This window comes from Enterococcus sp. R12 (assembly GCF_058135755.1).
Window position 1 is genome coordinate 3,191,675 of the sequence record NZ_CM176874.1, and the last position, 12,902, is coordinate 3,204,576.

13 protein-coding genes are annotated in these 12,902 nt (G+C 44.9%); all 13 read right to left on the reverse strand.

Annotated elements, in window-relative coordinates; all coding sequences use genetic code 11:
- Positions 1-162: 162 nt before the first annotated feature.
- The 13 genes from ACTW1R_RS14770 to ACTW1R_RS14830 all read right to left on the reverse strand — a co-directional run bounded on the left by ACTW1R_RS14770 (position 163) and on the right by ACTW1R_RS14830 (position 12,755).
- Complete coding sequence (locus tag ACTW1R_RS14770; protein ID WP_087628069.1) at positions 163-1,494, reverse strand: sensor histidine kinase; 1,332 nt, start codon at positions 1,492-1,494, stop codon at positions 163-165.
- A complete protein-coding gene (locus ACTW1R_RS14775) occupies positions 1,488-2,174 on the reverse strand; it encodes a response regulator transcription factor (RefSeq protein WP_015510460.1) in 687 nt (228 codons plus the stop codon). The genes ACTW1R_RS14770 and ACTW1R_RS14775 overlap by 7 nt, the downstream gene beginning before the upstream one ends.
- A 75-nt stretch (positions 2,175-2,249) precedes the next feature.
- Positions 2,250-2,408: a hypothetical protein gene (locus tag ACTW1R_RS14780; RefSeq protein ID WP_005233508.1), complete on the reverse strand. Its 159-nt coding sequence runs from the start codon at positions 2,406-2,408 to the stop codon at positions 2,250-2,252.
- A gap of 41 nt (positions 2,409-2,449) precedes the next feature.
- Positions 2,450-3,763: a PASTA domain-containing protein gene (locus ACTW1R_RS14785; protein ID WP_005227808.1), complete on the reverse strand. Its 1,314-nt coding sequence runs from the start codon at positions 3,761-3,763 to the stop codon at positions 2,450-2,452.
- Positions 3,756-4,430 carry an ABC transporter ATP-binding protein gene (locus ACTW1R_RS14790; protein WP_087628070.1) on the reverse strand — a complete coding sequence of 225 codons (675 nt, stop codon included), beginning with the start codon at positions 4,428-4,430 and terminating at the stop codon, positions 3,756-3,758. Before ACTW1R_RS14790 ends, ACTW1R_RS14785 begins: the two co-directional genes overlap by 8 nt.
- A 12-nt stretch (positions 4,431-4,442) precedes the next feature.
- Complete coding sequence (locus ACTW1R_RS14795; protein WP_087628197.1) at positions 4,443-5,897, reverse strand: ABC transporter permease; 1,455 nt, start codon at positions 5,895-5,897, stop codon at positions 4,443-4,445.
- A 273-nt stretch (positions 5,898-6,170) separates the two neighbouring features.
- Positions 6,171-7,556, reverse strand: coding sequence for an APC family permease (locus ACTW1R_RS14800; protein ID WP_081116932.1), 1,386 nt, complete (start codon positions 7,554-7,556; stop codon positions 6,171-6,173).
- 23 nt (positions 7,557-7,579) lie between these two features.
- Entirely contained in the window at positions 7,580-8,446 is an 867-nt protein-coding gene (locus tag ACTW1R_RS14805; protein WP_015510464.1) for a GRP family sugar transporter, read from the reverse strand.
- A gap of 115 nt (positions 8,447-8,561) precedes the next feature.
- Positions 8,562-9,599, reverse strand: coding sequence for a two-component system sensor histidine kinase SapS (gene sapS, locus ACTW1R_RS14810; protein ID WP_010749047.1), 1,038 nt, complete (start codon positions 9,597-9,599; stop codon positions 8,562-8,564).
- The gene (sapR, locus tag ACTW1R_RS14815) at positions 9,596-10,270 is read right to left on the reverse strand and encodes a two-component system response regulator SapR (RefSeq protein ID WP_005227794.1); all 675 of its coding nucleotides are present in this window, start codon (positions 10,268-10,270) and stop codon (positions 9,596-9,598) included. The genes sapS and sapR overlap by 4 nt, the downstream gene beginning before the upstream one ends.
- Before the next feature lie 158 nt (positions 10,271-10,428).
- Entirely contained in the window at positions 10,429-10,632 is a 204-nt protein-coding gene (locus ACTW1R_RS14820; protein ID WP_005227790.1) for a hypothetical protein, read from the reverse strand.
- Between the two features lie 19 nt (positions 10,633-10,651).
- Positions 10,652-12,157, reverse strand: a complete 1,506-nt coding sequence (locus ACTW1R_RS14825; RefSeq protein ID WP_167821406.1) for a phosphohexomutase domain-containing protein — start codon at positions 12,155-12,157, stop codon at positions 10,652-10,654.
- A 103-nt stretch (positions 12,158-12,260) separates the two neighbouring features.
- On the reverse strand, positions 12,261-12,755 hold the full coding sequence (locus ACTW1R_RS14830; protein ID WP_016609979.1) for a methylated-DNA--[protein]-cysteine S-methyltransferase: 495 nt from the start codon (positions 12,753-12,755) through the stop codon (positions 12,261-12,263).
- Positions 12,756-12,902: the final 147 nt, after the last annotated feature.

The following is a 12,902-nucleotide window of genomic DNA, read 5'->3' on the forward strand; positions in this document are numbered from 1 at the left end:
AAATAAAAAAACTTTTTCCCCTTGGTGTCCCCTTCTCCTAAAAAATGCGTTTTGCTGCATAAATAGCCGCATTTCGAGAAAGCGAGACTTTCTCGAAATGCGGCAAAAGATTTGATGAGCGCAGCGACATATCTTTTATTTCCTAACGGTAAAGCTCATTTTTCAATGAAATGAAACTTCAAAGTGATTGACGCCGTCTTGATCCACCGTCAAACTGATTTGCGCCTGCAGCATTTCTGTGATGGCTTTGGCGATGGCTAAACCTAACCCATAGCCACCGTCTTGATGGTTGCGAGAAGGATCCCCGCGGTAAAAGCGATCAAAGACATAGGGAATTTTTTCTTCAGGGATCGGGCAACCACTGTTAGAGACTTGCAGCACCGTTTTTCGTTGGCGTTCAACGAGTGCCACTGTGACGGTTTCTCCAGTAGGTGTATATTTCAAGGCATTGTCTACCAATATCATGGTCAATTGCCGCAAGGCTTGCTCATTGCTTTCAAGACTCACCTGTTTAGCGATCTGTTCCTGATAGTGGATCCCTTTTTCCAGTGCAATGGCCTCCATGCTTTGATAAACACTTTGCACGACTTGACTGGCATCGATCACCGAACGCACGACTTCTTGCTCGGCACTTTCGAATTTGGTCAGCATCAATAAGCTATTTACTAGCTCATCCATCCGTTCGGAACCTAACTGGATGTTTTCCAGCCATTTCATTTGGCTTTCCAAGGTTTCTTCTGGACTGCCAGCTAATACCTCAGCATTGACTTGAATGATCGCCAGTGGTGTTTTCAACTCATGGGAAGCGTTAGAAACAAACTCTTTTTGTTTGCGCCAAGCCAGCTCAACTGGTCGTAAGGCTCGATTGGCGACATAAAAGCTAGCGATATAAATACTGGCTAAGGCTAAGACCCCGATGAGCAAAAGCGTGGTTCTTAAGTTGCTTAGACTGGTTTTGTAGTCGGTGACATCAAAGAACAGCACTTGATAAAATGGCTCGTAATTATTGATACTGGTGGAATATTCCCCCGTCGAATCATGATTGATCGAATAATGACTAAAGGAAGTCACCAAAAAGAGCGCATACCGCCAGTCTCGGTCATTTACCTTCACTTCATTGGGAATCTCCTCTTGTTTCGTTGCGGCATCGACCAAGGCTTCATAAAGATCACTCTCATCGACACCCTCATCAATACTTTGAATCACGACATCCATTTGATCCACGTCGACTAGAGCGATCTCTCTGAACTCACTGGTACTATTCGTGATGGTCAATATCATTGGATACTCTGGGTCTGTCAGTGACTGTCGGGTCTCCTCCTCATCCAACGGTACCGCAGCTAAGGTGTTGGCTTCTTGCGAGATCAATGATTGGATCTCGTTTTCAATTTGGGTGGCATTCAAAATATAGATAAAGGTAAAGGCACCTAAGACAATGATTGAGATCAACGCCATATTAAACCACAGCATTTTGTTCCGTAATTTTTTTAACATGGCGGCTCCTTGCTCTGCAAAATATACCCCGCATTGCGGATCGTGCGAATGCCGATATCCGCTTCAAGCAGCGTCAGTTTTTTCCGCAGTAAAGACACATAGATCTCAACGCGGTTTTCTTCCACATCGGGATCAAAGCCCCAAATCTTATTGATGATGGTTTCTTTTGATAAAATCACTTTAGGTCTGGATAAAAATAGCTCCATCAGTTTCATTTCTTTGGGTGACAGCACCACTTGATTGGTCGTCGTAGCCAACTGCAGCTCATTACGCGCCAAGACCACGTTGCCAAATGCTAACTGGTCTTCTTGATAATCCAAGTCTTTTCTTCTACTTAATGAACGAATCCGTGCCAGCAGCTCTTTCATTTGAAAGGGTTTCGTCAAGTAATCATCTGCCCCTGCATCCAAGCCGAGCACTTTGTCATCAACTTCGCTTTTGGCCGTCAACATAATGATCGGCGTGCGAATATTTTGCTTGCGTAACGTCTTTAGCAATGTGATCCCATCTATTTTTGGCAGCATGATATCCAAAACGAGAAGGTCATACACCCCACTTGCTGCGTAGTCCAACCCAGTCTCGCCATCATACGCCAAATCAACGGAATAATGCTGTTTTTTCAATAAGCTGGCAACCGCTTCTGCGATCGATGGCTCATCTTCTACGAATAAGATCCGCATCGGTCAGTCCCCCTTTTACACTCATCATTTCTTTTTTTCAATCACTTTTCGGTCAGCACAATCATTCCTGTAGGATCATTCCAATTGTTCTCCAATAAACCGTTCTGTTGAAACGATCCGCACGTGTTCGCTGGATTGATGAATCCACATGTGTAGCAACAATGCTACCATACCGCTTAACAAAAAGACAAACAGCTTTTTCCTAAGGTCTTGAAAATTCTCTTGATGACGCATGGGTTTCCTCCTTTTTGCAGGTCATCGATAAATCCGCTCGGCTATTCTGGATCAGTAGCCGCTGGGGCTGTCTGATTGCCTAAGCTGATATCGAAGGTGATCGTATCTTCTAACGGTAAAAACTGATTGAACTTGCTCATCCCCACGATTGTCCCGTAGGGTTCTGCTGAATTGACATAACGGACTTGATAGCTGATGTTCGCCCCTTTTGAACGGAATTCATCAAAGAAGAGTTTTTGCAGATCCCCTTCAAGGAGCTCGCTTCGACGGTAATCTTTGATATACGGTTGACCTGCCGAATAGACAACTTCAATGCCTTGGTCATCTTTGCTGGTTAAGACGGTCCCGGCGGTCTCACTTTGCGAGATCAATTGTCCGTAGGGCAGACTCTGAGTAAACTGCATCCGCATCCGCACAGTGACCCCCTCAACAGCGGCCTGGGCATCATCTGGTAAAATCGTTGAAAAGTCAGGGACGGTGACCCCTTTCCCTAGGGAAATCGTTACTTGAAACGCATCCCGTTTCGCGATTTTTTCTTTTGGTGCCACGCTTTGTTCAATGACTTTGCCTTCTTCCACAGTATCCGAAGCCTGTTCTTTGATTTCAAGCTCCAGCTCATGGGCTTTCCCCCATGTTTCTACCTCTGCACGGGTTTTATCACGAAAGTCTGGTACTTCAATATCTTTTTCAAAGGTTTCTTCGCCTTTGGAATAAAAGACTCGTCCGACATCTCGACGATGATAGTTTTCTTGCGAGACTTCTTTATTGGTAAATTCTACTCGAATCGGTGCTTTTTCCTCGATCTCATCGTGGTATTCATCGACGATCGTCAAATTGCTGGCTTGATTTTTTTCGATCCACTCTGCTGCCTCGTCCCTCGTCATTTCCATAAAGTCTGGCAATGCCAATTTCTCTTCTGGATCTGGGCCTTGGCTCACCGTTAGATGCAGGGTGCTTCTTTTTCTGACTCGACTTCTGGCGGCTTCTTCTTGGGCGATCACTTGATTGGCTGGGGCTTCATCATAGGCAGGCGTCACATCGATCGCAAGATCATGTTCCGCCGCCCATTCCCTGACTTCTGAGATCTCTTTGTCCACAAAGTTATCCAGTCGGACGTACGCCAATTGGAAAAATAAAAAGCCGCTGAGTAGAAGTAGCCCGAGTAACGCACCAAGCCCCAGCAGTCGTTTTTTCCGCCGTTTCTTTTTGAAGGAGGGATCGTGTTCGATCCCCTCTTCTAAGGAAGCTGAACCTTTTTCTTTGCGGGAAGCACGGGAAGAAGGTGCTTTAGCTGTAGCTGATTCCTTGTCTGGCTCTTTCGGTTCTTCTTCAAACTTCGATAAAAAATCACTCATAGGCCGTCAACGCACCTTTTTTCAAATAAAATGTCTGATCCGACTGCTTGGCAATTTCAGTCGAATGCGTCACTACGATGATGCACTTGTTGTGTAAAGTAGCTAAATCTTTAAAAATATCCACGATTTCTTGCTCCATGCCTTCATCCAAATTTCCCGTCGGCTCATCGGCTAAAATGATATCAACATTGGTCGCTAAGGCGCGAGCGATAGCGACCCGCTGTTGCTCCCCACCGGAGAGCTGATTGACGAAACGATCGGCTTTCGTGGAGGTGATTCCGATATAATCCAGCAAGCGATACGCAATTTGATCGTGTTGATCGGGAAGCTTGTTGTCTGAGATCGCCATCGAAACAAGGACATTTTCTAATGCCGTCAAATAAGGGATCAAGTTGTAACTTTGAAAAATCAAACTGATCTTGTTGCGGCGATACTCTTCATAGCCGATCGTTTTGATATTTTTTCCTTCAAAAAATACTTCCCCATCAGTTGGTTGATCCAATGCGCTGATCAAGGAAAGAAAGGTGGTCTTTCCTGAGCCTGATTTCCCTAAAATCGTGTAAAATTTACCCTTTTCAAAGGAGATATTGGTTTTATCTAAAATCTTCCGACGATTCTCACCATCTTGGTAGTAATACGTCATCTCTTTGGTTTCTAAAATTGCCATGTTCTTCGCTCCTTACAGCATGATTTTTTTCGGATTCAAACGTAATATATATAACAGCGGCACCACTGCCGAAAGCAAGATCGTCACGATCCCGGTCGCTAAAAAGACAATGATATAAGACAGGGTGTATTGAACGCGAAACGCATCATTGATCGTTGCTTGATCGATTTTCGGTACGCCCACAAAGAATTGCTCCACCCCTGCTTGATTTGCTTCTAGCATACTGCTGGATAACAAAGATTCAGAAACCATCTTGCCCAGCATATTCCCTGTGACCAAGGAGATCAGCATTGCACTGACACCAATCAACAGGAGTTCGAGCACGATTTGTGCAAACACGTATTTCCGTCGTTCCCCTAACGAAAGGTAGATGCCTAACTCATATTTACGATCTCGGGTAAACAAGACAATGACCAAGGAGATAATAATCAAGGAAGCAATCACCGCAATCACTACGACATATGAGGAAATCTGTGATAAGCGATTCATGCTGGTTCCCACGCGGTCATACTCATCCGTAGATGCATTGACCTTATAGCCATTTGGCAAGAGCGGTGTCACCTCTTGTTTGAATTGCTCTGCATCTTCTGGTTGATTCAAAATAAATTGCGGGGTGAAGTAATCTTCACCCGAACCGAAATCTGTCGCTGGAAACGCCGCTTGCTGTCCCGCACGTTCCTCTTCAACAATCGTTTTCACGGCATCATTCGGCATATAGATACGATTGAAGGGCCGGTCATCAAATGCAAACGAGCTGGCCATACCATCTTGTCCTTGATTATTTGCTTTTTCTAAGCTGGTATTTTTAAAGATCCCGACGATTTCGATTGGGTAATCATTGCCTTTTTGCTTTTCAGGGTCCATCCCTGACGAATAATCGACAAACTGTCCATCTAAGACCATAGTGTCCCCAACGGTCAAGCCGTTTTCCTGAGCCATCTCTTCCGATATCAAGCCCACACGTTTTCCGGTGCGCTGTTCCTCTTCAGTAAAAAAGCGTCCCTGTGTTAAATCCACCGTATCTTCTTCAAAATCCAACGGCTTTAAGAGATTGGTTCCTGTTAAATAAACCCAAGGAGATATTCCTCCGAAAATCATGACATTGTCGTCGTCCTCTTCAGGACTAAAACGATAAGGTTTGAAGTTTTCAACAGCAATCGTTGCTTCTCGCAAATAATCGTACTGCTTGACCTCGGAGCGCTCACCGATCTGTTTGATCAGCTCCTCTGGCAACGGCTGAATCTCCTCCATACTTGCACTGCCATCACTATTTGCCATCATCGCTTCATGATCGACTTCAATCGTTGCCAGCGAGCCTAATTGATTTTTGATCTGCTTTTCGACATTTTGAGTCGATTGATTGACCGCAATTGCGCCAGCGATCACATTTCCTAATATCAGAATAACAGCAAACAATATCGCAGATTTCCCTCGCTTTCTCGTCACACTCAACCATGCTCGTTTCATATAATTCAATTGCCAACATCCTCTCTTTTTTTCTCTAACAAAAGCATACTGGATGAACCTTTAGTGAATCTGTCATTTGCAATTTTTTTCAAAAAAAGCAGAATCGTAGGGAACGTTTGATAAAAAAGACTGTCGTTTCAATGATCGACTCAAGCATTCATCAGAATGTGAATGACAAAAGAACATACCTCCCAAAAGATTTCTTTGGGAGGCTATGCTATAGTTAACAAAAAAAGACAAAGACCACATCTGGGTCTTTGTCTTTTCGCTATCTTATTCGTCGATTTTCTCATTTAATTCGCTGTTACGATAGCCATATACAAAATAGATTGCGATTCCGATCACTAAAGAGATCCCAAAAACGATCCAGGTCGCCGTTTGCAGACGGGTCATCAAGAAGAGACAGCTGGCAACGGACAACAAAGGCAATAACGGTACTAGGGGTACTTTAAATTCACCTTTAGCAGGTGGCCCCATCATCTTCCGCAGCTTGATGATCCCTAAGGACATTAAGATCATATACGACAATGCCGCAATGTTGGTCAATTCTGCCAAGATATTCAACGGGAAAGCTGCCGCAAAGAAGAAAGCAAAAACACCAGCGATGTAGGTCGCTTTCTTTGGTGTTTTATGCTTAGGATCGATGGCTTGCATGGCTTTTGGCAATAACCCATCTTTACTGATGGCATATAACAGACGCGCCAAAGAGTACATCATAGCGATCGTCACTGTTAATAAGGTCAAGATCGCCCCTACGGAAATGATTGATCCGACCACTCCATGACCGACATAACGCATCGCAAAAGCCACCGGATCATTGACTCCTAATTCAGCAAACGGCACGATTCCCGTCATGATCAGTGTGACAATGATATAAAGGACTGTTGCGATCGCAATGGACCCAATGATCCCCCGAGGGACATTTTTCTTTGCATCTTCAACTTCTTCCGCCGCCATTGCGACGGCATCAAAGCCAAGAAAAGCAAAGAAGACTAACGCTGCACCATTAAAGACGCCTGAAAAACCAAAGGGCATAAAGGGCTGCCAGTTGTCTGGTTCCACGAAAAAGGCACCAAAGACGATAAACAAGAGGATCACGCCGAATTTCACCCATACCATGGCATTATTCAAACGCAACGCTTTTTTCGCTTCTTGGCTGACCCACAAGGTTACGAAAATAATGACTAAACCAGCAATCAGATCAATGTAGGTCCCCTTGCTTGGATCATAACCGCCCGTCAAAGCGGTTGGTAAATGGATATCCGCACTGGCCAAGAAGCCTTGCACATAGCCTGACCAGCCAGATGCCACCGAAGAAACGGCCAATAAGAACTCGCAAATCAAAAACCAGCCTGCCAGCCACGCGGTAAATTCACCAAAAACGACATACAGATACGAATAGGCGCCCCCTAAAACAGGGATCCGAGAAGCAAATTCCGCAAAAGAAAGCCCTGATAACACAACAACGATACCAGCTACAACAAAGGAAAGAATCAATGCCGGTCCGGCATACTCAGCAGAAGCAGTCCCTGTAACAACAAAGATACCTGTGCCGATAATGGCGCCGATCCCCAACATAATCAAATCTTTTAACTTCAACTCTTTTTTTAAATTCGTCACACTTTCCCGTTGTATGACTTTTTTTCGAAATAAATCCATAACTCCTCCTCAAAAATATAAGTTTATGTTGCTTTCATATACCCCAGCAAAACACCACCGATAATCACCAGCAGACAACCAATCACCACATAACGCAGTTCTTTCTTGGTTTTCTTTTCGCCGAGAATAAAAATCCCGCCTAGCGTTGAAATGATGATCCCCATCTGCGACAATGAGAAGCCCACCGCGAGTCCGACTTGCTGAACCGTGATCAGCATGCAGACATTTCCGATGCCCCATAACAACCCTGACAAAGTATTTTTCCCTACAAAACGGTCGACCTTCGTCTTTCTTAAAGCAAATAGGCTGGCACCGATCAGCATGCCGACACTTTGTGGCAAAATAATCGCCAAGGGGTCCAATCCTGCCCAAGTAATCAAAATCGTATAGGCGCCGTAACCGATCGTTGATGAAATCAATGCCCGAAATCCTTTAGGAAAATCAAGCATCTTGCTGCCAGCTTCTACCGGACTTTCGCCATCTTGACGAGCGGTCAGATACGCCCCGATCACCAACAAGATCAATGCGCTAACACCTAGTGCATAATCGCGGGTCTGTGTCCATTCTGCAAAAAACAATGCACCAGCGACTGTATTTAAAATCAGCTGCATGCCGGTTGAAAGCGGCAGTCCAACAGACACACCTAAATATTTCATGCCATGGAATTGACCATTTTGACCGACGGACCAAAAAAGACCAGACAAAAGACCGATCAAAATCACCTTTCCATCAATCACTGGCATCGTCACAAAAAATACGACCAGAGAAAAGAAAAAGGCACCAATCGTCATTCCAAGCGTTTGCTGGTTCGCATCCCCGCCAAGTTTGGCACTTACTAAACCAATGCTGCCCCACGCAAACATTGGTACTAATGCAACGAGTATCTCCATTTCATTCATCCTTACCATTCAATTTTAAACACAGGCTTTAGTGTATCAGTGAAAACGTTCTAGGGACAAGTGATTTTTGTCAAAAAACACAAAAAGATACTCGAAAAAAAGCAGATTAGCGTTTTTCCTCATAATAACTCAACAATGGAAAGAACAGCGTCATGGTGGTTCCTTTTCCAACTGTCGACGAAGCCGTTAGCTCGATGCCTAATTCCTTCGCCAAACTTTTCGCTAAAAAGAGCCCCAATCCCGTCGAGTGGGTGTCCGTTTGGCGCCCATTTTCGCCCGTAAAGCCTTTATCAAAGATGCGCCGCATGTCTTCTTTAGGAATGCCAATCCCACTATCTTGCAAGTGGAGATAGGTCCCTTGGGCATCTTTTTCGATCCGAATCGTCAGCTGCCCATTTTGTGGTGTGTACTTCACGGCATTGCTGACCAGCTGTCGAAAGATAAAGCCGAGCCATTTTTCATCGGTCAACACTTGCTGATCCTCGCCTTCAACGGCATAGTGCAGGTTCTTTTGGATAAAATAATTGGCCTGACTGCGTAAAACTGGCTGGATGACGGCTTTCAATGAAATTTCTTGCACCAGATAATCTTTTGAAAAGCTGTCCAAGCGGGCGACGTATAAGACTTGCTCGACGTATTCGTTCATGCGGTTCAATTCATTTTCTAGTAAGATGAATTTTTCATCGGGAATATCAAATTCGATCGAATGCAAAAGCAATCGTGATGCAGCTAAAGGGACTTTGATCTCATGGACCCACGAATCGATGTATTCCTTTTGTTCTTCTTGATTGCTGACGACTTGCTGCATCAATTCTTGGTGCTCTCGGATCAACTGATTGATGTAGGATTCGATCCGTTCTTCTTCCGCCGAGCGTGCTCCTTGCAAGTAGTTTTGCAGCAAGCTGTCTCCAGGCTTTGGGGTGATTTTTTGCCAAAAACGCCGCTTAGATAAGTAGCTGACTGCTAAAAAGAACACCATCAAGACACTTTGCATCAAAAAGAGATAGCCGACTGTGCCCCAATCCATCGGGGAATGAGGAGTCAGCCAAAAAACTAAGACCGTCAACACGAAAAAGACTAGCCAACCGATAAACAGCAGCCAACGATCTTTCAAAAAACTGCGCAAAACTCGCCACTTTGTCATGGTACGATATACCCTTGACCAACCTTGGTCTCAATGTAGCCGTTCATCCCCGCTTGTTCGATTTTTCGTCGCAAACGATTGATATTGACCGTCAAGGTATTGTCGTCTACAAATCGCTCGTCATCCCATAAGGCCCGCAAGAGTTTTTCCCGACTTAAAATCTTGCCGTGATTTTTCATTAAAATATACAGCAGGCGGTATTCGTTTTTGCTAAGATCGATGCTTTCGCCATTGATATACATGCTGCTGTTGTCGATATTGAGGGTCAAACCGTTATGCACTAACGTTTCACTGCTGCTTTCTACATAGTTGTAGGAACGGCGCAGCAGCGCATTGATTTTTGCAATCAGAACGTCGATCTCAAAAGGTTTTGTCACAAAATCGTCCGCTCCCATATTCATGGCCATGATCATATCCATATTGGTATTGCGGCTAGAAATAAAAATGATTGGTACTTTGGAAGCTTCGCGGATTTTTTGACACCAATAGTAGCCATCAAAAACCGGCAAGTTGATATCCAGTAAAATCAGTTGGGGCTCTTGTTCTTCAAAGTCAGTCAACACTTGATGGAAATCCGTCGTGCCAAAGGTCTCAAACTGCCATTTTTCTAGTTCTTCGATAATCAGTTGGCGAATCACCGCTTCATCTTCTACTACCATTATTTTTGCCATATCCGTGAATTCCCTCACTTTGTGTAATTTTCTCCTCTTTACTTTATCAAATATCAAAAACGAATGCGAACATTAATCGCCGTTTTTAGCAAACCCTAAAAAACCTCGCCACTGACGGTAGAAGCCAGTGGCGAGGCAAAGCAAAAATGTCTATTGGGTTATTCGATGATCTCTACCGTCTCGATCAGTAATTTACCGATAAACAATAAGATTCCATCGAAAAAAAGCACACTCATGTTGACACCTAATAACATCGATAACCGTTCAACGACATCGATTTTTGGTCGTTTGTTCAAGTAACGAAACAAGAAAAAATTCACACCATACGTCACTGCCATGATCAGCAGCATCAAGATCACCATTTTAGTTCCCTGCTTTTCTTCAAATTTTTGGTTGCTGTGCTAAAAACTGTGTCAGTTTGCTTTGATCGATGGCTTCATACTGCGATAGGAAGCGACCGATCGCTTGAACGACTGCCGGTAGATGACCCGCTTCATCATTTTCGATCTGCAGCACCAGCAGTGGTTCGTGCAGACTCATTCGCAGCAAGAACCAGCCTTGGCCATAGGGCGCTGTCAAGTTGATGCGAATGCCTTCCTCATTTTCTGGATCGATCTGCCAGCCTGGAACCAAATGATCGGCTAAATCCGCGATCACTTGGCGACCATAGTCTTGATAGTCGGCTTGTTGGATCGCAAAGCGCAATTCTTGGGTCTCGTCGGGTTGTTGCAACGCCGCGATCAGCTCATCCAGTGTCGTGCCTTGCTGTTGCAATTGTGGCAGCATCATCAAGAGCTTGGCGATCACGTACGCCCCGTCATCTAAAAAGAAATTTTCTTTAAACGCGGCATGCCCGCTGGTTTCGATGGCTAACTGTGTGTCCAGTCCTGCTTCATTCAATTCGATCGCTTTGTTGATCACATTGCGGTAGCCAGAAATATAGCGTACTTGCTGCCCTCCCAGTGCTTCGATAAAGGTTTTTAAATGATTAGAGGTTGGCGAATTGGTGACGATACGCGTGCCAGGGTGTTCCGCTAAGATGATCTTGCTTAATACAGCGATCATATTGTTGCGGTTCAAGGGCTCACCGCTTTTGGTCACGACGGCCGAGCGGTCGACATCGGTATCGAAAATAATGCCTAAATCAGCTTGTTCCCGCAAGACGGCTTCGCGAATACTTGCCATTGCCTCTTTATTGTCTGGATTCGGGATATGATTGGGAAAATGCCCATCCGGTTCTAAAAATTGCGAGCCATTCGTATCTGCTCCCAGCGTCAGCAATACTTTTTCAGCAAAAAAGCCGCCGGCACCATTGCCTGCATCAACAATGATCTTTAATCCAGCCAAAGGTTTTTCCTCATTGGTTCCCATCCCTTGGCGAATTTTTTGCAGTAGATCTTGGGCATAAGGCGTCAGCAAGTCTTTTTGCTGATAGCTTCCTTTTTCCGCTGCCTCATGAACGGTAGTGTGGGTCAAAATATAGTGGATATCCGTTTTTTCGGCACCGCCTTGGCGGCTGAAAATTTTTATTCCATTAAAGTAATAAGGCAAATGACTCGCTGTCAGCATCACACCAGCATCACAGTCGAAATCCGCAAACTGTGTACTCATAAACATGGCAGGTGTCGTTGCCAAGCCGCAATCGATCACTGCCACGCCTTCTTGCTGCAGCTGTGCCATCAACACTTCTTGCAGTGCTTCGCCACTCAAGCGACTGTCACGACCGACTGCCACGCGAAAAGGACCGCTGCCCTTTGTTGCCAACCAGTTGCGCAAGCCCGAAGCAACTTGCCGAACCGCTTGCTCTGTCAGTGTCACCTGCTCTTTTTCTGTTGCGATCGCAATTCCTCGAATATCAGAACCATTTTGCAAATCAACGATGTTCATTTCCTCCACCCCTTCTTGTAACCGGAATCAATTTTATTATACCAGAGAAAAAAGGAAATGATATTGCTTTTTAGTATTTTTTACTATAAATAGTTTGCTTCCCTTACTCTTTAAACGGAATCCCTTCCAGTTGCAGTAGTCGGCGTTTGGTTGCTAACCCGCCCCTGTACCCAGTCAAGCGACCGTTTTTTCCTAACACACGATGACAAGGAACCACGATCATCATCGGGTTACGCCCCACTGCATTTGCGACAGCGCGGACAGCAGTCGGTCGTTGAATGCGCAGCGCCAAGTCACTATACGTAGTGGTTTGTCCATAAGGAATTTGGGTCAGTGCATGCCAAACGGTTTGTTGAAACGGTGTCCCGACAAAATCAAACGCAAAAGTAAATGTCACTGGTTCCCCTGCAAAATAAGCTTGCAGCTGCGCTTCAATTACTGGATCAAGGTCAGCTGTACTACTGATTTCAGCCAATGGAAAGAACTTGAGTAATTCATGATGATCCTGCTGCCGACCAAAATAAACTAGCCCTTTTTCCGATTGGACCACTTCATACCACTCATCATCTAAAACGATCTTTGCCAATGCTAGTTTCATGTTTTCACCTCATGGAATCCATTTTTCGCAGCACAACTGCTGACGTGCTGCCGCCGTTGTGCGGCTGTCTCAGTGACAGTATACCATTTTTTCGAGCTGCGCAAAAAAAACCGACTGGCTTACTGCCAATCGGACGTTGCAAACAAG